Below are 20,795 nucleotides of genomic sequence, written 5' to 3' on the forward strand. Positions count from 1 at the left end.
AGCGGCAGACACTGGGACGGTGAGCGGTCGGCTGTTCCCGTCATTGCGCGGTCCGCTGCAAGCGGGCCGTGGCAATCCCGAACGGAGCGGGCGTGATCTGGTCCTCAGAGGGGTTCCCGCGGAGGTCGGAGGGGCTACGCTCGCTGCGCTCGCTCGCAACGACGGTCAGGTCGGGCGGTCCATCTTGGGTGCTCTGGTGGCGAGTTCAGGTGGAGCAAGAAGCGCGTCCTGAGTGCTCTCATGGTCAGGGGGCAGAAGGGGGAGCATGCCTTTGGTGTTCGGGTAGTCAGGGCGGGTACGCGCGCCTCATCCCTGCCGAGGCGGGGTGCGGGACTGTCCCGACACCAGCTGGTCTGACGCTGATGCCGCCGCGACGCCGCTCGGGGCGCGTCGGGAGCTTGGCTGACGAGGGCGAGGAACAGGAACGGCTCCTCCGGGCTGGACAATCTCCGACCTGGGGAGAGGGAAGCAGCGCAGTTCCCTGTGGACGGGAGGCTCTGCCGCCCGGCTTCTGCAGCCGCATGCTTTGCGTGGCGGGTGCGCAGCGAGCGCCGCCCGAGACCGGAGAGATGCTGCTCACCGCTCAGCAGCTGCTTCGCGCGGATGGGGCGGGTGAGCGCGACAGTAGCGCACGGGCGCTGACGCCGTCTTCCGCCGGCGCGGAGTTCGCGCTGCAGCGCGGCCTCCAAGTGGGCTCCCGCGTGCTTTCCAGCGCGAACTCGCATCGGCAGGGCGGCTTGGCGTAGCATAGCGTTCATCATCCGGAGGGAACCCGCCGATGCGCCGCAGCACCGACCGCATCCTCACCACCCACACGGGCAGTTTGCCGCGACCGCAGCGGCTTGTCCAACTGCTGTACGCTCGCGACCGCGGCGAGCCTATCGACGAAGCAGAGTTCGAGGCCGCAGTCAGCGCTGCGGTGAAAGAAGTCGTCGACAAGCAGATCGAATCGGGCATCAGCATCGTCAACGACGGCGAGATGAGCAAGGTGATGTACTCGACCTATGTCGCCGACCGTGTCACCGGCTTCGGCGGCGAGGCGAAGATCCCCCCCAGCGGCGCAGCCGACCTCGAAGAGTTTCCCGAGTGGGCACAGCGGATGTATGCCCAGCGCAGCAGCGGCGGCGCCGGGATCGCGCGCCGGCCAGCTTGCGACGGACCGATCGTGTACCGCGACACAGCGGCGGTTGACCGTGACATCGCCAACCTGCGCGCCGCGCTCGCCGGCCGCGAGACGGCCGATGCCTTCCTCAGTGCCGCCTCGCCCGGCGTTGTCGCCGTCTTCTTAGAGAACCAGTACTACCCGACCCACGAAGCGTTCGTTTTCGCCATTGCTGAGGCGATGAAAACCGAGTACGACCGCATCGCCCAAGCTGGCTTCGTGCTCCAAGTGGACTGCCCTGATCTCGCAATGGGACGGCACACCAAATGGCGCGACCTCTCCTTCGAAGAGTTCCGAAAGGTCGCCCAGACAAATGTCGCTGCCCTCAATCATGCGCTGCGCGATATCCCCGAGGAACAGATCCGCATCCATCTCTGCTGGGGCAACTACGAAGGCCCGCACACGCACGACGTGCCGCTGCGCGACATCCTCGACATCGTGCTCAGCGTTCGAGCGAGCGGCATCTCGTTCGAGGCGGCAAACCCGCGTCATGCGCATGAGTGGAAAGTGTGGCAGGAGGTCCCCCTGCCGGAGGGAAAGGTACTCATTCCGGGCGTCCTCGATTCGACGACAAACTTCATTGAGCATCCCGAACTGGTCGCCCAGCGCATCATCCAGTTCGCCACAATCGTCGGCCGCGAAAATGTCATTGCCGGCACCGACTGCGGCTTCTCGACCGCTGCCGGTGCAATGAATGTCGTCCCCTCGATCACGTGGGCGAAATTCCGGGCGATGGCCGAGGGCGCGGAACTAGCGACCAAGCAGTTGTGGAAATAGCGGCGCTCGCACCGGCGACACAGACGCTGAAGTGCGCTCCGCGCGCCCACGCGACGAAATGTGCTGCTGGCGCGGGCAAACCATCGCGAGCCCTACGCTGACAGGAGAGCAACGACTGCGCCGAGCGCTAACGCGGGGCCGTAGGGAAAGAATGCGCGGCGCGAGCGGCCGCTGGCGAGAAGCGCCAGCGCGACGGCCGCTCCCGCGCCGGTGCCGACGATCAAGGCGACAGGGAAGCTCGGTCCAACGACGAGCCCCACCACGCCCGCCAGCTTGACATCGCCACCTCCAAATGCGGCGGGGCCGCGGCGCAGACTGAGGCGGCGCAGCAGCCAAAACATTCCGAAACCGGCTGCTCCTGCAATGAGCGCAGAGGGGAGCGAGCCGTTTCCTCGGGCGAGAAGCATTGCCGCGATCGCGGCGGAAAGAAGCAGGGTGTCTGGAATGCGGCGCGTCCGCAGGTCGACGATGGCGATCAGACCAAAGACAGCAGTCCAAACGAAGACTGCGACGGAGCCACTCATAGCGACTTCAAGGCGAGCCCGATATTGACGAGATAGCGTTCCACGGGGAAGTCAGGAGGATAGTCGAGGGGAGGTTGGGGCGCGACAACCGGATGACCGGTGAGCGCCTCGATAGTTGCGACGAGGTGGGGGTCGATCACATCCTCGCCCGAGAGGAAGATCGGCGCAGCAGTCGGCAGCGGCGCCGCGCGAGTGGCATCGTTGTAGTAGCGTACGGTGCGCGAGAGCTCGTCGGTCAGCCGGCCGAGCAAGAAATCGCGCGAGCCGGCTCCCTCCCCGAGGTAGACGGTGCGCAGCAGCATCGGCAGGTCGTCCACCACGATGACGATGTCGAGCGTCTGAGACTCGAGGTGGGCAACGACCGCATCCTTGCCGCCGACCGCGCGATAGAGCGCGAGCGGCTTCAGGTCGATGGCAAGCGGCTGGATGCCGGCGATCCGGAGCGTGTCGATCAGGGTCATCACGGTGTCGCGCGGCGTTGCGAGGAGGAAGACCCGGGGCGCGTGGCTAGTGCGCGGGTCGATCGCTTGCCAATAGAGCGTGACGTCGACGAGCGTTTCGGGCAGCACCTTCCGCGCCTCGATCTCCACCGCCTCGGCGAGGCGTGTGTGCGGGGCTGCGACCGTGATGATGCGCGACACCGCGCCGAGGCCAGACGCCGCCGCCACCACCCGCGAGCGCGGCAGCCCGCGGCGGTGAAACGTCTCACCGATCAGGGCGCCAATCGCGTTGGGGTCGCCGATCTGACCGTGACGCAGCAGCCGCTCGTCGAACGGAATATCCGCCCAGAATTCGACCTCGCTCCCGCGCGTGCCGAGCAGCCGGATCCGCGAGCCTTCAAGGGAGAGGGTGACCAAGCGGCGAGGAAGGAGCTTCATTCTTTCTGCGCGTACGCGGTCATCTCGATCTGCAGCGTCCAAATGTTGTTCTGAAAGATCGCGCTCTGGCCGTTGATCACGAGCGTGGTGTACTGGCTCGTCTCCAGCCTGTTCAGAAAGACCATCAGCTGCCGGAGGTCGCCCCGAGCAACAACGCTATAGCGCACCGAGCGGTACTCGTTGTTCCCAAAACGCTCAACCCCCTGCGCGCCGGTCTCGCGCTTGGCGACCTCCACGCCCGTCTGATTGGCAGCAAGAGCGATCAGGGCATTGATGCCGAGATGGTCGATCTCTTTGGGGAAGATCGAAGGATTGGTCGCAAACTGCGTCTCGAGCTCGGCGATCTCCCGTTTCAAGGCCTCGAGATCGTCTGGCCGGCGCATTGTCGCCAGCGACGCTTCGACCGCGAGGGTCTGGCGCTGGACACGGTCGCGCTGATCTTCCGTGAAGGAGTAGCCCGCGAACAGGACGAGGTCGAGGACGAGCGCGGCGGCGACTAGGGCAAGCAAGACCGCCTCAAGACGGCTCAATGGGAGACGCCGCAGGCGCGCGATCATGGACGCGCTCCAAAGCGGCGCTCCCCCTCCCCTGAGGGAGCAGTGACGGTCACGGCGCTGGAGGTCGTCGCAGTCGGAGCGGTGGTCGCGGTAGGGGGTGGGGTTGGGAAAACAGGCACCTGCCCGGCGCCGGGCCGCACTTGAGCGACGATCGTAAAGGTGTACGTCGCCAGAGGAGGCCGCTCTGCTGTGCGGGGTCCTTCCTCAGGCGGAAGAAGAGCGGCCGCAGTGATGACGTGGCCGTCAACCTCGGGCGGAGCGGGCCGGGATGATCCCGCCCGGCCACTCAACCGCTTGAAGGTGATATCCCAAATATGAAAGCCGGTCACGCCCGGGACGTTCGTCGAAAGCCCGCTCGCGGCATCCGCCCTGACGCCGACAAGCGTGACGGCATAGACCCCCTTTCTTGGAACTTGGAATTCGAACGTGCCGTCGCTGGCGGTCCGCTCCTCCGAAATGCCCTCGCCGGTGAGACGCACCGTGATCCCCCGCACCGCTCCCTCGTTCTCGTCAACGATCTTGCCGCGGATGAGCGACGGGCGGTCGACATTCCCGGGAATAGTGGTGCGGATCGAACTGACGACCCGAAACTCGGCTGCGGCAGGGGGAGCAGACGTCGGAGTAGCGGCAGCAGGGCGCGTTGGGGTCGGGAGCGGCGGCAGAATCGTGACGGTCGGCAGGGGAGGAGGCGTTGCGGTCGGCTGGGGCGCAGGCATGGGCGTCGGCTGCGGCGGAAGCACGGGGGGCGGCCCGGCGCTGACAGGCGGCAGGCCGCTGCCGGGCGGCGCTTCGCTGATGTTTTGGAGGACAACCGAGGCGAAGAGCGGCGAACTGCTCAGCTTCTGGGCGAAACCAGTGATACTGGCGTCTGACGAGCCCGTGCCTTGGATAAGCACTTGATAGTTGCGCTGCTGAATAGTGCTGAAGCCCATATCGGCGGGCGCCGCGGTCAGGATCGCCTGATAGACCTGCGACCAGGAGACACGGCGCTGGTTCAGCTCCTGATAGTCGTTTTGGAGCGCATCAAGCTGCTGCTGGAGCGAGGCGAGCTTCCCTTGATACTCCTGGGCGGTGGCGTCGACCACGGCGAGGGCGGCGCGCGTCGTTTGAGCGCGCGAGAGGCGAGCGCTCCACCGGATCAGTTCGTCTTCGGCCCGCAGGCGGAGCTGCAGGAACATCAGCGCGCCGACGGCCAAGGTCAGGAGCACAAGCGCAAGAACGGGCGCAAGTCCCGCGCCCGTTCGTCGTCGGTACGCCGGCGGAAGAAGGTTGAGGTCGATCGGCCGAGGCCGGCGCTCGACCGGCGGCCGCGCGGCGCTGCTGATCGCCATCGCGCTCTACTCGGAGAGTCCAGCTAACCTGGCTGCTCGCGCCGCATTCTACCATCTCCTCCGGCAGTTGCTAGAAGATCGGAACGAGCGGCGGTCTTTCTCCCTTCTTTGGTTATACGCCCCCGTGCTTGCATAAGCAACATGCATAGAGAACTGCTTGCGCCGGCTGGATCCACAGAATACGATACGCGCGTCCCGAGTGGTTGAGCCATCCGCGCGGCGACGGCTCAATCGCGGCCCTGCAGGCGGAAGGGAGACCAGCCGGTCCGACTTCCTCTCAGCGGTCTGTCGGAAGATGGACCTGCCGGCCTGCAGACGGCGCCGACTGGCAGGCATCGTTGCATGGCGTGCTTGTCAGCACTTCCTCAAGCCGGCGACGGCGCGAGGCGGTGGGCGCAGCGGCGAGGGCACTTCCCTCGCAGCGAGCGTCACACGGCGTTGACTTCAGGGTCGCGAGTGCTGGCGTCCCCTTCCCCAGCGAGCAATCGCTGAGGCAAGCGGGCGCAGCGAGCGCCGGCTCCGGCGGTCTGCAAGATCACTCGGGACTTTCTCTTGCCTTACACTTTTCGCGATGACGGATCCCAACCGGCAAGAGCGAGCGCGGCGGTATGCCGCGCTGCAGCGTCGGCTGCTGCTGATCGAGATTGCGCTTGGCGTTGGCTACCTCGTCGCTGTCCAATTCAGCGGGGCTGCCGTCTGGCTGCGCGACTGGATGCCCGAGCCGCCGGCGCTCGGTGCGCCCCTTTTCGCTGCCGTTGTAGCGTTCTTCTACCTGCTGCTGAGCGCCCCGTTCAGCTACTATGGCGGCTACCTCCTTCCAAAGCGATATGGCTTGCTCGTTCAGTCCTTTAGCGGCTGGCTCGCCGACCGGCTGAAGGCGCTCGCGATCAGCGGAGTGCTCGGCCTAATCGTGCTCCAAGCGCTCGTCGCTCTGTTGCAGTGGACGCCTGACTACTGGTGGCTTGGCGTTGCGGCCTTCCTGCTCTTGCTCACGGTCGTGCTGGCGAACGTAGCGCCAGTGCTGATTGTGCCGCTCTTCTTCCGGATGCGCCCGCTTGAGGATGACGACCTCGTTCGTCGGCTGGTGGCGCTCGCGGAACGGGCAGGAACGCGCGTGCGCGGCGTCTACGTCCTCGAGATGAGCGGCAAGACGACGGCCGGCAATGCGGCGTTGATGGGCTTGGGCGCGACCCGCCGGATCGTGATCGGCGACACGCTGCTTGCGAACTCCACCCCCGCCGAGATCGAAGTCGTGCTCGCGCATGAGCTGGCGCATCATGTTCATCGCGACATTGCGAAGGGGATCGTCGTCCAAACGTCGGTCACCCTCGTTGGCCTCTGGCTGGCGAATGGGTTTCTTCAGTGGGGCGTCGCGGCGCTTGGGCTAAAGGGGGTGAGCGATCTTGCGGCGCTGCCCCTTGTCGCTCTGGCGCTTGGTCTTTATGGGCTCGTCAGCCAGCCGCTCACGAACTGGTATAGCCGGCGTATCGAGCGCGCTGCCGATCGCTATGCTCTTGAGGTGACGCGCGACCCGGCTGCCTTCATCTCGGTGATGACAAAACTGCACGATCAAAATCTGAGCGAAGCTGACCCGCCGCTCTGGGCAAAGATCTGGCTCTACGACCATCCTCCCTTGCGCGAGCGGCTCGCCCTCGCCGGCGCCTAGCCTGCGCTGTGAGCGTCGGAGGCGACCGCGCGATGTGTATCCTCGCCGGCGCCTTGCCAGCAGAGCCGAGGAGGCACCCTCGCCGCTCTTCCTCCTGCCGCACGATGACCGGCCGATGACATGGTGCTCGTCGCCTGCTCGGCGCGCTCTCTCGCACCGCCGGAGCATGGGATCACGGTCGGCAGGTTGCGCGACGCTCTCCCCTGCGTCACCACCTGTTCGTGTCTGCCTCAACGGCCGGCGTTGAGCACCTCACCCCTCCTCGTGCGACCAGATGTTGATCCCCTCGCTCAGCAAGACGCTTCACCGTGTCCTATCCTCGTTCCGCTCTCCCCGAGGCCGAGACCGCTCGGGCATCCGGGCAGCGATCGAGAGCGTTGTCGCGCCCTGCCGGCGGTCAGGCTCGCGTTCGCCGCTGTCGCAATGCGTCCCCCGCCTTGGTCGCCGTCTTCCCCTCCTCCCTCTGTCGGGACAAGCAAGCGGCACGCAGGGCGAGAGCTGCCTCACCCGAGTTGGCCATCGGTGCGCTCAGGGTGCGCTTCTTGCCCGACCGCCGCAGCCGCTAGGCGCCCAAGATACGCCTCGGGCTCCGACTGCTCCGGGCGCCAAAGCACGCAAGGTACGCTTCTCGCCCCGCCCGACCTGACCGTCGTTGCGAGCGAGCGCAGCGAGCGTGGCCCCGCCGACCTCCGCGGGAACCCCTCTGAGGACCAGATCACGCCCGCTCCGGCCAGGATTGCCACGGCCCGCCTGCAGCGGGCCTCGCAATGACGGGAACGGCCGACCGCTCGCTTGGCAAGGAGCGTCCTTCCCTAACGTCGTTGCGAGGGCGCCGAAGGCGCCCGCGGCAACCCCGTTCGAAGCAGGGAGATGCTCCGGCCAGGATTGCCACGGCCCGCTTGCAGCGGGCCTCGCAATGACGAGGAGGTTAGTGGTCCTGCTCTTCCACTGCCTGCTGGATATGCGCGAGGCGCGTGCCTCGCAATGACGGTTAGGATGTCCCCTCACCCGCGAGCGCGCCTCTGCTCGACACGTTGGAACGGCATCGCTTTGGAACGACAACGAGAGTGGGTATTCATCCGTGAGGTAAGAACCTGCGGCGCATCCCGCAACGACGGCAAGGAGAGGCGCCCTGGTGAGGCTCGGCGACCGTTTTCGCGCGCTCCGAGACTGCTGCTCATACTGGCGGTGAGGATGATCGCCCCGGAGGCGCGGCGCGCGTTTTTGGGTAACGGCATTGCTGCCCGACATAACGGCCAGGATGGCGCTCTCTCAACGCTCACGTGGTGGGGCATGGCGCGCACGCGCAGTCCTCGCAACGACAGGAGATGACGACTACTCGACACGGCAGGGGATTGTGGTGCCTCGCAATGTGGAGCAATCGGCTGCGCCGCTGGGGCAGAAGGCCAGAGCAACATGGTTCACCCGCTCCCTCTCGCGCCGTCGTCGCGCTGATGGACCTTGCGATGACATAAGGCTTGCGCGGCAGTCGGGGCTGCGCTGCTCGTGGAGCCTTGCCTTGGCTGAGAGCGCGATGGCGGAGGGCCTGACGAATCGCGCTGCGCGCACCCACGGCTGCGCGGCGATAGTTGCCCAGCTCCAGATGCCGCGTGACGAGATGACACGTCGCTGCGCGCCGGCGCGGGGTGATGGGCGTCCGGCACGCTCCTGTCAACGCTGGCGGCCGGACCTAGGTAGAGAGGGGCACAGATGACAGGCGACATGCGGCGGAGGTTCGGTCCGCTGTTGCCGGGCTGCATCGCGACTGTGGGACGCACGATGCGGCGGAGGGCCGCGAGAGATCGCCAGAGAGAATACTGGGCGCGCTTGAGGCGTGAAGGCACGGGTGCGCGAGGGAAGCGCCGGCGCGGCCAATGCTGCCCCGCGAGTGGCATGAGCGAGGCGGGAGTGCGGAGGAGGCGGCGGGAAGTTGCTGAAACGAGGCAGGATGCGTCGGCTGCTGCCCGCCGTGCTGCGATGGCGGCCGCAGGTTGGGAAGAGGCTGGCGACGGAAGAGCGCGGCGAGTCAAGGATGACGTGAGAGGCTGAAAGGACCTAGCAGGAGCGCTCGCGAGGACGGCTGGAGAGGGTCGTGACGTCGCCGGACTAGCGCGGCCAGAGGTTCAACTCTTGAGTCCAGGCGCGGGCAGACTGGCCGAGAAGATAGTCGACAGCGTCGGCGACATCCTCCGGTTCCATGAACTTCTCGCCGGCCGCGCGACTTGCCAGCTTCTGCTCTCGGCTGCGCGTCCCAAAATCGGTCAGTACCGAGCCGAGGATGATGGTGCTGACCTTGATCCCGTAAGGCTCAAGCTCGAGGGCGAGCGATTCATTGAACAGCGTCAGTCCGGCCTTGCTTGCTGAGTAGGCCGAGAGCCCTGCATACCCGCGCTTCGCCGCCCCTGAGGCGATACCGATGATCCAGCCGCCGCCGCTCGCACGGAGATGAGGAATTGCTGCCTTCGCGCAGTGAAAGGCGCCGACGAGGTTGACCTCGATTGTCTCGCGCCAAGTTGCAGTACTCGTCTCTTCGACGGTGCCCCGGCCCGAGATACCAGCGTTGTTGACCAGCAGGTCGAGCCGGCCGAAGTGTCCCACCAGTCGCTCAACAGCCGCCCGCACCGCGTCCCAGTCCGCCACGTTCGCGGGCAGCGCCAGCGCACTGCCGCCCTCGGCTGCGATCAGCGCCACAGCGTGGTCGAGCCGGTCGGCACGCCGCCCGAGCAGACCAACTGCCATGCCGCGGCGCGCGCAGCGCTGAGCAATTGCCAGCCCGACCCCACTGCCCCCACCCGTGATCAGCCCAACTTTGCCCTGCAGGTGGCGATCCATGCCGTCATCGTACCATGGCAGGAGGAGGCGGCGGCGCAGTCGGTCGGCGAGCACCATGGGCCAGACAGCCGACCCGCTATGCTGTCATCGAGAGGAGGAGACCGATGGGGAAGCTTCGGCGCGCCTTCGTCGATGTTGAAGGGCGGCAGCTGCACTATCGGGATGGGGGCGCCGGCGACCCGCCACTACTCGTGCTGGCGCAATGTCCGGCGTCATCAGCCGAGTGGATGGTGGCGCTGCCGTTGCTGGCTGCGCGGCGGCGCGTCATCGCCTTCGACCTGCCTGGGCTTGGCGACTCAGAAGAACTGCCGGAACCGCCGCTCATGAGCGATTACGCCCGGGTGACAGCAGCCTTCCTCGCTGCGCTTGGGCTCGGACCCGTCGACGTGCTCGGCCATCACAGCGGGGCCGCAATCGCGGTGGCGCTGGCCGCGGCGTTCCCTGCCGCAGTGCGGCGGCTCGTGCTCGTCGGCGTGCCGATCTATCGCAGCTGGGAGCAGCGCTATCGCATCCTTGCCCGCGCCGTCCCGAACGATTTCGACGCTACCGGCGAGGCGGTTGGGCACGGCTGGGCACGCACGGCGGCCTCCCTGCGCGAGGCGGGCGTCCCGGACGATCGCGTGCCGGAGTACACCCGGCTGGTCTGGATCGCGCGGCTCCAAGCCGGCACCTACTGGTATCGGCCGTACGTGGCAATCGCCGTCTGGAACGACGCTCTGGCAGCGCTCGACCACGTGGAACAGCCCGCAATGATCGTCGCAGTGGCGGGCGACGGCCTGGCGCAGGAGGCGGACTGGCAGGCGCAGCGGCTGCGCGGCGGCCGACTGGCGCGCCTTGAGCGCGGCGGCAGCTTCCCGCATCTCGGCAATCCGGTCGGGCTCACCCAGATCGTGGACGCCTTTCTTGCCGACTGACGCGCCCGGAGGGGCACTCTTCCCAACGCCGTTCTTCTCCGCAAGCGGATGCAGCAGAGGCGGAAGCAGCCTCGCGGAGCGCATGCCTGAACCCGTCCTCGCAGCGAGCTGGCGGGGTAACCGGCAGCAAACGCCGTCGCGGCGCAAAAGCTCAATCTCTCATAAAGCTTTATGCGGAAATGGCTGACTCTCGGCGCGTCTCCTGCTACTGTGAGAGCGCAAACTTTTTGCGCAAAGGGGCATCCATGATCAACGAAGGCGACCGCGCGCCAGACTTCACCCTCCCGACCGTCGGGGGAACAATCTCGCTCGCCGACTTCCGCGGCAAGCAGCCAGTGCTGCTCTATTGGTATCCGAAGGACGACACGCCGGGCTGCACGACTGAAGCGTGCTCCTTCCGCGATAACATCGCCGTCCTTCAGCGCTATGGCGTCGCAGTGCTGGGCGCGTCGCCGGACAGTGTCGAGAGCCACGCGAAGTTCGCCAAAAAGCACAACCTGCCCTTCCCCCTCCTCGCCGATGTTGATCACTCGGTTGCCGAAGCGTACGGCGTCTGGGTAGAGAAGAGCATGTACGGCAAAAAGTACTTCGGCATCGAGCGCACGACCTTCCTCATCGGGCCGGACGGCACGGTCCTGCGCGTCTGGCGCAAGGTAAACCCGAACAAGCACGTTGAGGAAGTGATCGCGGCGTTGAAGGAGATGCAGCCGGCAGCGACCGCCTAGCTGCCCGAGGTCGAGACTGTCGGCTCGTTGATCGAGAACCCATGGACGGTTCGCTCGCCGCGACCGAAGACGCACTCTCTCTCGCGCCGCTGCTCCCTGCCCGCCTGTCGCGCCGCGCCGTGCTTGCTGGGCTGGGCGCGCTCGCGCTCCCCAGCAGCCTGCCGGACGGCGAGGAGCGTCCGCTCCTTCGCCTCTTCTACAGCCCGGACTATGTCGGCGCGGCCTACAGCTTCGAGACGACGCGCAAGGCCGGCTGGATCGCGCAGTCTTTGCACGATGACCCGATCCCCGGCGTCGTGATCGAGGCGCCGCCTTCCCTAACCGAAGAAGACCTCCTCGCCATCCATGCGCCCGCGTACGTCGCTGCGGTCCGAACAGGAACGCCGCGCGCTCTCGCCGAGTCTCAAGGCTTTCGCTGGGATCCGGGCCTCTGGCGGATGGCGGTCGCGATGGGAGGCGGGGTCGTCCACGCCGCGCTCGCCGCGCTGACCGACGGCGTCGCCGGCTCGCTCAGTCTCGGCCTCCACCACGCCCGCCGCGAGCGCGGCAACGGCTTCTGCACCTTCAACACGCTCGTTCTCGCCGCCCACGCCGCTCTCGCTGCCGGCGCTGGGCGGGTCCTCATCCTCGACCTCGACGCGCACTGCAGCGGCGGAACAAGCGCGCTCATCGCCGGCGACCCGGCGACCCGCCTCCTCGATGTCTCCGTCCACCCCTTCGACCGGTATACGCCAGCGCCCGGCAACACGCTCGACCTCGTTCGCCGTGCCGCCGACTATCTGCCGACCATCGAGCGGCGCCTCGCCGAGCTCGACAGCGAGGCGTTCGGGCTTGTCCTCTATTACGCGGGGATGGACCCGCATCAGCATTGCCCGATCGGCGGCTTGCCCGGCATCGACGGCGCGATCCTCGAAGCGCGCGAGCAGCTCGTCTTCGGCTGGGCACGCCGGCGCCGGCTGCCGATCGCCTTTGTTCCCGGCGGCGGCTACACCGGCCCCTTGCTGAGCCGAACTGCGCTTGTCGCCCTCCATCGACTGACAATCGCCGCCGCCGTCGCCTAGCGACCCGTCCGGCGCTCCTGCCCGCAGTGGGAGCATCGGCGCCACCGCCGGGAGCTCGTCGAGCACCAGCAGCGGCACCGTCCGGCGCCCCTGCCCGCAGTGGGAGCATCGGCGGCTGCCCGCGCCGCTCTTGGTCCATTCCCCGCACGGCCGCAATGGGGCGTGGAGCGCGCGCCGGCCGGTCGAGAGCAGAGGCGGGTTCTGCGCTCCCAGCGGGCAGATTACTCGGTGGGGCCGCTGAGCGTGACGGCGCTGCCTCTCTGTGCTGCTGGCGCGGCTGGAATGAAGACAGGGCCACGGCGAGGTCAAGGCCGCTCCACATTGAGGGGCAGCCGCGGCGCGCCGCGACCGCGGCGACTGTCGCGGAGGTGCGCTGTTCCTCGAATGCCGTTCTCTCCTGCAGCTGCAGAAGCGCGCCGTCGCTCCGCCCGGGAGATGCGGGAGGTACGCCTTGGAAGCCTGCCGCACGCGGGGGACAGCGCCGCTGCGGGCGCTGAGCGAGCGCGGGCGCAGAGGCCGGCTGCCGTCGAACCGCTCGCCTGCGGCCTCGGTCGGTTATCGTTACGGCGCCATGCTGCTCGACTGGCGGCGACATGACCACAACGCGCGCCATCGTGAGGGGGTCGACCGCGCTCTGCTCCCGCTCGGCAGCCGCGTCGAGCACGTCCTAGACCTCGCCCGCGCTCTCGGCCGGGACATGACAGCCCAGAGGAAACGGCTGCCTCACGCTGAAGGCACTGCCGCGTTGATGGCGCGGGATGCGCACAAGCGCGCGGTCGGGAGGTGGGTGGATGACGCGTTCGCCCGCTTGCGCCGCACCTTCGGTCATGCCGTCGCCGCCGGCCCGGTCCACGAGGGGACGGCCGATGCCGAGGTCTGGCGCGCCCTCCAGCCCGGCCGCCTCTTCATCACGCACGACGTCGGTCGAGCCCGTGGCTGGCCGCCGCTCGGCGCCGACAGGGGCGACACCAGCGGGTCGCGGGAGCGCGGCTGCGCTGCGTGGGGCGTCACCGGCGCCCGCGACCGAGCAGGGTTCCGCGGGGTCGAGTGGAAGGCTCTGCCGCTGCAGAAGCGCCGGCTCGGCATCCCGCCGAACCCGCAGCGCGGGGCCGCTGCGTAGAGGAAGCGCCGTGCGGGTTCTCGACCTGCATCCGTGGGAGGTCTCGCCCCGCGAAGCGGCGGCGATCCAGCGACGGCTGCGCGACCGGCTCGTGATCGCGAACGGGCCGCTGCTCGCTGACCTCCGCCTAGTCGCTGGCGCCGACACTGCCTACCGTCGCGAGGGCAGGATGACAGTCGCGTACAGCGTCGTTGTGGTGCTGCGCTTCCCGGAGCTCGATGTGGTCGAGACACGCCGCGCCCGCCTCCCCGTCGCTTTTCCGTACGTGCCCGGGCTGCTTGCCTTCCGGGAAGCCCCGGCGATCCTTGCGGCGTTCCGGCAGGTTGAGCGCGTGCCCGATGTCGTCCTCGTCGATGGCCACGGCTATGCCCACCCGCGTCGGCTGGGGTTGGCGTCGCACCTCGGCCTGCTGCTCGATGTGCCGACTATCGGCTGCGCCAAGTCGCGGCTCGTCGGCCACGCTGCGGACCCGCCGAACGAGCGCGGGGCGGTCAGCCTGCTCGTTGACCGCGGAGAGGTCGTTGGCGCGGCGGTGCGAACGCAGGCGGGGCATGCGCCGCTCTATGTCTCGCCGGGCCATCGGATCGGGGTTGAGCGGGCGATCGAGATCGCGCTCGCCTGCTGCCGCGACGCCTTCCTCCCAGAGCCGACGCGCCGCGCCGACGCGATCGTCAACCGGGCGGCGCGCCGCGACCGCGCCGCCGAGCAGGGCAGCGGCTGCCGGGAGCACTCGACTGGCGAGCCGGCAACTTGACCGCGATTTCACCCCCTGCGTACAATCGCAGCGCGGGCGGCTGTGCCCGTTCTTGCCCTGCGGATCGAACCGGGCGGCTATTTCGGGCGTGGGTGGACCAATGCGACGCTTCGGCTATCTTGCTCCCAAGAGCGTCTCGGAGGCGGTCTCCGTGCTTGCCGAGCACGCGGCGGTCGCGAAAGTGATCGCCGGCGGGACCGACCTCGTCGTGCAGATGAAAGACGGCGTTCGTCGTCCCGAGGTCGTGATCGACATCACGGGCATCGACGAACTGCGGCTCCTCGAGGAGCGCGATGATGGCCTCCATCTTGGCGCGCTCGTCCGGATGGGCGAAATTGAGACCCATCCGCTGATCATCGAGAAGTATCCGATCCTTGTCGATTCGGCGAAGCTGGTCGGCTCAAAGCAGGTGCGCAATCTCGCCACCATTGCGGGCAATACCTGCAACGCCTCGCCCGGCGCAGACACCCCTCCTGCCCTGATCGCGCTCGATGCTCAGGTGCACGTCCTTGGTCCGCGGGGGCCGCGCGTTGTGCCGATCGACCGCTTCTTCGTCGGTCCCGGCCGAACTGTCCTTGAGCCGGGCGAGCTGGTGACGAAGTTCGTCCTTCGCAAAGCGGCGCCGAATGAGGGCGCGTACTACGAGCGGCACACGCCGCGCAAGGAGCTGGATATCGCGGTTGTCGGCGTCGGGGCGTGGGTGCGGCTGAACGGCGAAACGATCGAAGACGCGCGGATCGGCCTCGCCGCCGTTTACCCGACGCCGCTGCGAGCGACCGAAGCCGAGGCGGCGCTGCGCGGCAAGCCGTTCGGCCAAGCCGCGCTCGACGCCGCTGCGCTCGCTGCGGTGGCGCAAGCGCGCCCGATCAGCGACGTCCGCGGTTCAGCGGACTTTCGCCGCTGGCTGATCGATGTTCTTGTCCGCCGCGCCGTCACCAATGCGGTGGCACGAGCGCGCGGCGGGGGCCCGCGGGCCGGCGAAACGCATTAGGTCCCAAGGTTGGCCGGCGGCGGCTCCGGCCCCAAGGAGGTTGCCTTGCTGAAAGAACGCGTGGGACACGCCACCGTCACTATCCGGTGTGTCGTCAACGGTGTCGAGCGGACGGTGACAACGGTTCCGAACCGGACGGCGCTTGAGCTCATCCGGGAAGACCTTGCGCTCACGGGCGCAAAAGAAGGCTGCGGCACCGGCGACTGCGGTGCCTGCACGATTATCGTCGACGGACGGCCGGTCAACGGCTGCCTGCTTCTTGCGCCGATGCTCGACGGCAAGACGGTGCTCACCGTCGAAGGGGTCGCTCGCGGCGGCAAACTGCATCCCGTCCAGCAGACGATGGTGGAGATGGGCGGCTTGCAGTGCGGCTTCTGCACGCCAGGCTTTGTGGTCACCGCCGTCAACTTTCTCGAACACAACCTGAACCCCACTGAAGAAGAGGTCCGCGTTGCCATCGCCGGCAATCTCTGCCGCTGCACCGGCTACAGCAAGATTGTGGACGCGATCCTCGAAGCGGCCAAGCGGATGCGGGAAGGAGAAGGACGATGACCGAACTGAAAGTCGTAGGCAAGGCGCTGCCCCGGATTGATGGGCCGGAGAAGGTGACCGGGCGGACAGTCTATGCCGCCGACATGCAGCTGCCAGGAATGCTCCACGCCAAGGTGCTGCGCTGTCCCTACCCGCATGCCCTCATCAAGCGGATTGATACGAGCAAGGCAAAGGCCTACCCGGGCGTCGTCGCGGTCGTCACCGCTGACGATCTGCCCCCCGCCGACCGCGACCCGTCTGTCCGTTCCCATGCCGTCCTCGTTGAGCGCGAGGCGATCTTCGAGGGCCAAGCGGTCGCTGCGGTCGCCGCAGAAACGCCCTACATCGCCGAGGAGGCGCTCGACCTGATCGAGGTCGAGTATGAGGAACTGCCGGCCGTGCTCGACCCGGAGGAGGCGATCAAGCCCGACGCCCCGCCGACCCGTCGTCCTCTCGATGAGATCGATGTCAGCGAAATCGAAGGGCACGTGACGGTAGACATCTCCACCGCCGACGATGCCGAGGCGCATCGCCGTTCCCCCAACATCTCGAACCGGCTGCACTTCGTGCGCGGCAATGTCGAGAAGGGGTTCGAAGAGGCGGACATCATCGTCGAAGGGCGCTTCGACTCGAAGATGGCGCACCAAGCCTATCTCGAGCCGCAAGCGTGCGTCGCCCATTATGACGCGACGGGCAAGCTGACGATCTGGACGCCGACCCAAGGGCAGTTCTATCAGCGCAACGAAATTGCCCGCATCCTCGGTCTGCCCCACGAGAAGATCAACCTTGTCGGCACCGAGGTCGGCGGTGGCTTCGGCGCAAAGGTGGCTCCCCTCATCCAGCCGCTCACCGCGCTCTTGTCGATGAAGACCGGCCGTCCGGTGAAGCTCGTGCTGACCCGCCGCGAAGACCTGATGAACTCTGTCCCTGCGCCGCGCGGGATCGTCGAGGGGAAGATCGGCGCGACCAAAGATGGGCGGCTGACGACGTTCAAGGCGCGCATCATCTTCGACTCGGGCGCCTTCCCCGCGGGAACGCCGGTGGGCGCAACGATGATGATCGCGGCCTGCTACAAGTTCGACCACCTCGATGTCGAAGGGATCGAGGTGCTGACGAACAAGTGCGGCGCGGGCGCCTACCGCGCGCCGGGCATGCCGGAAGTGACCTTCGCGATCGAGCAGCTGGTGGACGAAGTCTGCCGCCAGGGCGGCTTCGACCCGATCGAACTGCGCAAGAAGAATGTCTGCCGCGAAGGCGACCTGATGCCGAACGGCCGGCCGTGGCCGAAGATCGGGCTGTACGAATGCCTCGAAGCGCTTGAGAACTCCGAGCTGTGGCGGACGCGCCACCAGACGAAGAACGGCGGCAAGCCGCGCGGGGTAGGGGTGGCCATCGGCGCGTGGCCGGGCGGCATGCAGCCGGCGAGCGCGCTGGTCAAGATGAATGAGAACGGCACGTTCAAGGTCGTGGTCGGCTCGAACGACATCAGCGGCGTCAACACCAGCTTCACCATGATCGCCGCAGAAGAGCTGGGCGTGCCGATGCACATGGTGACGACGGTCACCGCCGACACCGACACCGCTCCGTACGGCGGGCTTGCCGCCGGTTCCAAGACGCTCTACTCGGGCGGCAAGTCAGTGCAGGCGGCAGCGCAGGATGCGCGCCGGCAGATCCTCGCCATCGCCTCGCGCGAGCTCGACGCCAACCCCGAAGATCTCGTTATCGAAGATGGCGTCGTCTTTGTCCCCGGCACCGACAAGAAGATCACCTTCCAGCGGATCGCCGCGCTGACAATGGGCTTCGGCAGCCGCTACGCGCCGGTGGTCGGCCGCGGCGGCGAGGTGATCCGCAACCAAGCGCCCGGCACGACCGCTCAAGCCGTCGAGATTGAGCTCGACCCAGAGACCGGCAATGTCACCGTCACCCGCGCTGCTGTCGCGCAGGATGTCGGGAAAGCGATCAACCGGCTCTCCATCATCGGCCAGATGGAAGGCGGGGTGACCCAGTGTCTCGGCATGGGCCTGACGGAGGAATTGATCTTCGATGAGCGCGGCAAGATGCGGAACCCGGTCTTCCTCGACTATCGCCTGCTTACCGCGCTTGACGTGCCGCGGATCGAGACCCTTATCGTCGAAGTGCCGTCGCCGGAGGGACCGTTCGGCGCCCGCATCGCTGGCGAGCCGTCGATCATCGCGGGAAGCGCGGCGATCGCCAACGCCCTGCGCGATGCCACGGGGCTGCGCTTTTACGAGGCGCCGATGACCCCCGAGCGGGTCCTGCGCACCCTGCGAAAGGCAGGCACGGCGGTCAGTCATCCGGTCGTGCTCGGCGAGGCCGCTCTCTAAGCGCAAGCGCGCGATCATGACCGCCCCCGTGAAAACGGGGGCGGTTTCGATTCGGCACCGTTCGGAGAGAAGGCGATGGCTGTGCTCGCAATTGATCTCGGCGGAACGTGGGTGCGCCTCGCGCTCTTTCGTGAGGCCGATGCGCCCCCAGCACGGGTGACGCGCTTTGCGACCCAGCCCGAGGACGGCTTCGAACGCGTGCTCGACCGGATTGCTGAGGCGGCGCGCGCGCTCAGGGCAGGAGAGCCGATCAGCTGCGCCGGCCTGGCTGCTCCCGGTCCGCTCGACCCGGCGCGCGGCGTGCTGCTTCGCCCGCCGAACTTGCGCGGGTGGCCTGCTGAAGCGCCGATCGGTGCTGCACTCAGCGAGCGGATAGGGGTGCCGGTCTTCGTCGACAACGACGCCAACGTCGCGGCGCTCGGCGAATGGCGGGCTGGCGCGGGACGCGGGGTCGACCATCTCATCTATTTCACGGTCAGCACCGGCATCGGGGGCGGCGTTATCCTCGGCGGGCGGGTGGTTCACGGGGCGCACGGCTACGCCGGCGAACTGGGACACATGGTCATTCAAGCGGACGGGCCGCCCTGTTTGTGCGGCGGGCGGGGCTGCCTTGAGACCCTCGCTTCCGGCACGGCGATCGCCCGTCTTGCGCGCGAGCGGCTTGCTGCCGGCGAGCCAAGCCGGCTCACGCCGGACGCAACCGCAGCAGAGGTGTTCGCCGCTGCCGCTGCCGGGGATCGGCTCGCTGCGGCGATCGTCGAGCGAGCGATGTGGCACTTAGGGATCGGCGTCGTCAACGCTCTCCACCTGTTTGATCCGGCGCTGGTCATTCTCGGCGGCGGCGTCACCAACGCGGGACGGCTGGTCTTCGACCCGGTCGCGCGCGCGGTCGCGCGCTTGGCGATGCCCGCCTTTCGGCACACCCCGGTCGTCCGGGCAGCGCTGGGCGACGACGCCGGCCTCTACGGCGCCGCCGCCCTCGCTTTCGGCGCGCCAGGCTAGGCAATCGCGACAACGAAGGTGAAGCGGCCGACGAGCCCGTGCTCGCTCTCCTGCACCTCGAGGAGGAGCCTGGGGTCGAAGATGCGGTCGCGAGCGTTAGCGGCTTCGTCGGGGAAGAACAGCTGGGTCGTCAGGACAGGTCCGCCGGGCGCCTGCACCTTGACATGGATGTGGCGCGTGCGTCCCGGATAGAGCCCGGGCACGATCGTCTCCAGCGCATACACGCCGTTCTCATCGGTCAGGGTGTGACCGCGCAGTCGATAGCCCGCTGTGTCGTAGCGACCGCGCTCGTCCGCCTGCCAGATATCGACCACGGCGCCCGCGATCGGCTGTCCATCCGGCGCGAGCACTTGCCCGGTGAGCAGGATTGGCGTTCCCGAGACACCCTCCTCGATCAGGGAACTGCGCAGCGGCGAGTCCGGCTTGAAGTACGGCCCTTCGGTCATCGAGGGCGTCAAAGGCAGCTCCTGCTCGGCGGCGACAACCGGGGGCCAGGCAGCTGGCTTGCCGGTTTCCGCGCTGACGGGGAGCGAGAGGATCACCCCGCTCGCTCCCAGCACCAGTCCGCAGGCTGCCATGACAAGACGGCGCGCTGCCGGCAGAAGCAATGCGCGATGATGCGCTGCGACCATCGACCCTCCTCGCGAAATCAGTGCGGTGTTCAACGGCTGGGCGTCCTGCGTGCTGCCAACGTCCGAACAGTGTAGTGCTCGGGAGGCAGACAGAGTTTCAGGCCTGCGGATGGCCCACTTCCACTCGGGCGCGGCGCTGCCATCGATCTGATGCGGCTGTCGTTCCAGCGGCTGCCGCCTGTTGGTCGAGTGATGAGAAGGATGGGTGCTCGCCGCTCTGCGAGCGCGAGGGGCGAGCGCCTGCCGAGGGTGTCGCGAAGCTGGCGGCCGGCTCGGGATGACGGGATAGCCGAGGCGGCTCATAGTTTCGCCTCGGCGGGAACTGAGCAGACGCGGCGCCCGCGGCCGGCCCGGCTGACCGATCTTCTGCCGACGAGATAGGAGGGATCGGTGGAGGCTGAGCGGAACAGCACGGTCGGAGCGTCCCAAACGGCACTTCCGTCCGGCGGCGCGAGCGCGCATACTACTTTTGCCACCGCTGTTGGAGGAAAGCGATGTACGACCCGATTATCCTCGCGCTCGACGGCTCTGATTTGGCCGCGGAAGCCATCCCTCACGCTATCGCTCTGGCCCGTGACTTCGACGCGGAGATCCTGATCGTTCGGGCGGTCGAGTTGCCCCGGGAGTATTACGAAGTCGCCCCGTACATGGCGCCGGCAATCGCCTCGAGTTTGATCGATGAGGCGTATGAGCAGGCAGAGGCGTATGTCCGAAGCCAAGTCGAGGCGCTGCAGGCGAAGGGGCTCCGCGCCCGCGGGCGCTGCCGGAGCGGCGACCCGGCGACGGTCATCCTCGAAGCAGCCGATGAGCATCGGGGCGGCGTCGTCGTTATCGCCACCCATGGCCGCTCTGGCCTCAGCCGCTGGGCGATGGGCAGCGTCGCCGACCGCGTCGTCCGTCATTCGCCGGTTCCGGTCCTGCTCATTCGGTCGGGACAGCCGATCCCGGCGCCCCGGGCGGAGAAGGCCGAGTCGACGACGAACTCGTAGCGCA

General features: G+C 67.6%; 18 protein-coding genes. 12 read left to right on the plus strand and 6 right to left on the minus strand.

Annotated features, from left to right (window positions below; translation table 11 throughout):
• Window positions 1-778: 778 nt before the first annotated feature.
• Window positions 779-1,939 carry a cobalamin-independent methionine synthase II family protein gene (locus tag NZ773_10260; protein ID MCS6802307.1) on the plus strand — a complete coding sequence of 387 codons (1,161 nt, stop codon included), beginning with the start codon at window positions 779-781 and terminating at the stop codon, window positions 1,937-1,939.
• Window positions 1,940-2,031: 92 nt separating this feature from the next.
• Here the strand turns inward: NZ773_10260 and NZ773_10265 are convergent, their stop codons facing one another.
• Genes NZ773_10265 through NZ773_10280 form a run of 4 tightly spaced genes read right to left on the minus strand, consistent with a single transcriptional unit; the run spans window position 2,032 to window position 5,229 of the window.
• Window positions 2,032-2,463, minus strand: coding sequence for an A24 family peptidase (locus tag NZ773_10265; protein ID MCS6802308.1), 432 nt, complete (start codon window positions 2,461-2,463; stop codon window positions 2,032-2,034).
• Window positions 2,460-3,341, minus strand: coding sequence for a pilus assembly protein PilM (gene pilM, locus NZ773_10270; GenBank protein ID MCS6802309.1), 882 nt, complete (start codon window positions 3,339-3,341; stop codon window positions 2,460-2,462). The genes NZ773_10265 and pilM overlap by 4 nt, the downstream gene beginning before the upstream one ends.
• A complete protein-coding gene (locus tag NZ773_10275; protein ID MCS6802310.1) occupies window positions 3,338-3,898 on the minus strand; it encodes a hypothetical protein in 561 nt (186 codons plus the stop codon). The genes pilM and NZ773_10275 overlap by 4 nt, the downstream gene beginning before the upstream one ends.
• Window positions 3,895-5,229: a PilN domain-containing protein gene (locus NZ773_10280; protein MCS6802311.1), complete on the minus strand. Its 1,335-nt coding sequence runs from the start codon at window positions 5,227-5,229 to the stop codon at window positions 3,895-3,897. Before NZ773_10280 ends, NZ773_10275 begins: the two co-directional genes overlap by 4 nt.
• A 571-nt stretch (window positions 5,230-5,800) precedes the next feature.
• Between NZ773_10280 and NZ773_10285 the strand changes: the two genes are divergently transcribed.
• Window positions 5,801-6,895, plus strand: a complete 1,095-nt coding sequence (locus tag NZ773_10285; protein MCS6802312.1) for a M48 family metallopeptidase — start codon at window positions 5,801-5,803, stop codon at window positions 6,893-6,895.
• Window positions 6,896-9,001: 2,106 nt separating this feature from the next.
• Here NZ773_10285 and NZ773_10290 read toward each other — a convergent pair.
• On the minus strand, window positions 9,002-9,727 hold the full coding sequence (locus NZ773_10290; GenBank protein ID MCS6802313.1) for an SDR family oxidoreductase: 726 nt from the start codon (window positions 9,725-9,727) through the stop codon (window positions 9,002-9,004).
• A 104-nt stretch (window positions 9,728-9,831) separates the two neighbouring features.
• Here NZ773_10290 and NZ773_10295 point away from each other — a divergent pair, with 104 nt between their 5' ends.
• The 9 genes from NZ773_10295 (at window position 9,832) to NZ773_10335 (ending at window position 19,170) form a co-directional block, all read left to right on the plus strand.
• Window positions 9,832-10,641, plus strand: a complete 810-nt coding sequence (locus NZ773_10295; protein ID MCS6802314.1) for an alpha/beta hydrolase — start codon at window positions 9,832-9,834, stop codon at window positions 10,639-10,641.
• 245 nt (window positions 10,642-10,886) lie between these two features.
• Window positions 10,887-11,366, plus strand: a complete 480-nt coding sequence (gene bcp, locus NZ773_10300) for a thioredoxin-dependent thiol peroxidase (GenBank protein MCS6802315.1) — start codon at window positions 10,887-10,889, stop codon at window positions 11,364-11,366.
• 41 nt (window positions 11,367-11,407) lie between these two features.
• Entirely contained in the window at window positions 11,408-12,427 is a 1,020-nt protein-coding gene (locus tag NZ773_10305; GenBank protein ID MCS6802316.1) for a hypothetical protein, read from the plus strand.
• Window positions 12,428-12,998: 571 nt separating this feature from the next.
• Window positions 12,999-13,547 carry a hypothetical protein gene (locus tag NZ773_10310; protein MCS6802317.1) on the plus strand — a complete coding sequence of 183 codons (549 nt, stop codon included), beginning with the start codon at window positions 12,999-13,001 and terminating at the stop codon, window positions 13,545-13,547.
• A 10-nt stretch (window positions 13,548-13,557) separates the two neighbouring features.
• Window positions 13,558-14,301, plus strand: a complete 744-nt coding sequence (nfi, locus tag NZ773_10315; protein ID MCS6802318.1) for a deoxyribonuclease V — start codon at window positions 13,558-13,560, stop codon at window positions 14,299-14,301.
• Window positions 14,302-14,401: 100 nt separating this feature from the next.
• Window positions 14,402-15,292, plus strand: a complete 891-nt coding sequence (locus NZ773_10320) for a xanthine dehydrogenase family protein subunit M (protein MCS6802319.1) — start codon at window positions 14,402-14,404, stop codon at window positions 15,290-15,292.
• Window positions 15,293-15,337: 45 nt separating this feature from the next.
• Complete coding sequence (locus tag NZ773_10325; GenBank protein MCS6802320.1) at window positions 15,338-15,844, plus strand: (2Fe-2S)-binding protein; 507 nt, start codon at window positions 15,338-15,340, stop codon at window positions 15,842-15,844.
• Window positions 15,841-18,168, plus strand: coding sequence for a xanthine dehydrogenase family protein molybdopterin-binding subunit (locus tag NZ773_10330; GenBank protein MCS6802321.1), 2,328 nt, complete (start codon window positions 15,841-15,843; stop codon window positions 18,166-18,168). Before NZ773_10325 ends, NZ773_10330 begins: the two co-directional genes overlap by 4 nt.
• 75 nt (window positions 18,169-18,243) lie before the next feature.
• On the plus strand, window positions 18,244-19,170 hold the full coding sequence (locus NZ773_10335; GenBank protein MCS6802322.1) for an ROK family protein: 927 nt from the start codon (window positions 18,244-18,246) through the stop codon (window positions 19,168-19,170).
• Here the strand turns inward: NZ773_10335 and NZ773_10340 are convergent.
• On the minus strand, window positions 19,167-19,802 hold the full coding sequence (locus NZ773_10340; protein MCS6802323.1) for an intradiol ring-cleavage dioxygenase: 636 nt from the start codon (window positions 19,800-19,802) through the stop codon (window positions 19,167-19,169). The genes NZ773_10335 and NZ773_10340 overlap by 4 nt on opposite strands.
• A 494-nt stretch (window positions 19,803-20,296) precedes the next feature.
• Between NZ773_10340 and NZ773_10345 the strand changes: the two genes are divergently transcribed.
• Window positions 20,297-20,791 (plus strand): universal stress protein, encoded by a 495-nt coding sequence (locus NZ773_10345; protein ID MCS6802324.1) that lies wholly within the window; start codon window positions 20,297-20,299, stop codon window positions 20,789-20,791.
• Window positions 20,792-20,795 lie beyond the last annotated feature (4 nt).

It is taken from the genome of Dehalococcoidia bacterium (genome assembly GCA_025054935.1).
Classification (GTDB): domain Bacteria; phylum Chloroflexota; class Dehalococcoidia; order SpSt-223; family SpSt-223; genus JANWZD01.

Excerpts from the sequence above, each read along its gene's own strand:
- NZ773_10260 (MCS6802307.1), top strand. The coding sequence starts at position 779 with ATGCGCCGCAGCACCGACCGCATCCTCACCACCCACACGGGCAGTTTG.
- NZ773_10265 (MCS6802308.1), bottom strand. The coding sequence starts at position 2,463 with ATGAGTGGCTCCGTCGCAGTCTTCGTTTGGACTGCTGTCTTTGGTCTG.
- pilM (MCS6802309.1), bottom strand. The coding sequence starts at position 3,341 with ATGAAGCTCCTTCCTCGCCGCTTGGTCACCCTCTCCCTTGAAGGCTCG.
- NZ773_10275 (MCS6802310.1), bottom strand. The coding sequence starts at position 3,898 with ATGATCGCGCGCCTGCGGCGTCTCCCATTGAGCCGTCTTGAGGCGGTC.
- NZ773_10280 (MCS6802311.1), bottom strand. The coding sequence starts at position 5,229 with ATGGCGATCAGCAGCGCCGCGCGGCCGCCGGTCGAGCGCCGGCCTCGG.
- NZ773_10285 (MCS6802312.1), top strand. The coding sequence starts at position 5,801 with ATGACGGATCCCAACCGGCAAGAGCGAGCGCGGCGGTATGCCGCGCTG.
- NZ773_10290 (MCS6802313.1), bottom strand. The coding sequence starts at position 9,727 with ATGGATCGCCACCTGCAGGGCAAAGTTGGGCTGATCACGGGTGGGGGC.
- NZ773_10295 (MCS6802314.1), top strand. The coding sequence starts at position 9,832 with ATGGGGAAGCTTCGGCGCGCCTTCGTCGATGTTGAAGGGCGGCAGCTG.
- bcp (MCS6802315.1), top strand. The coding sequence starts at position 10,887 with ATGATCAACGAAGGCGACCGCGCGCCAGACTTCACCCTCCCGACCGTC.
- NZ773_10305 (MCS6802316.1), top strand. The coding sequence starts at position 11,408 with ATGGACGGTTCGCTCGCCGCGACCGAAGACGCACTCTCTCTCGCGCCG.
- NZ773_10310 (MCS6802317.1), top strand. The coding sequence starts at position 12,999 with ATGCTGCTCGACTGGCGGCGACATGACCACAACGCGCGCCATCGTGAG.
- NZ773_10320 (MCS6802319.1), top strand. The coding sequence starts at position 14,402 with ATGCGACGCTTCGGCTATCTTGCTCCCAAGAGCGTCTCGGAGGCGGTC.
- NZ773_10330 (MCS6802321.1), top strand. The coding sequence starts at position 15,841 with ATGACCGAACTGAAAGTCGTAGGCAAGGCGCTGCCCCGGATTGATGGG.
- NZ773_10335 (MCS6802322.1), top strand. The coding sequence starts at position 18,244 with ATGGCTGTGCTCGCAATTGATCTCGGCGGAACGTGGGTGCGCCTCGCG.
- NZ773_10340 (MCS6802323.1), bottom strand. The coding sequence starts at position 19,802 with ATGGTCGCAGCGCATCATCGCGCATTGCTTCTGCCGGCAGCGCGCCGT.
- NZ773_10345 (MCS6802324.1), top strand. The coding sequence starts at position 20,297 with ATGTACGACCCGATTATCCTCGCGCTCGACGGCTCTGATTTGGCCGCG.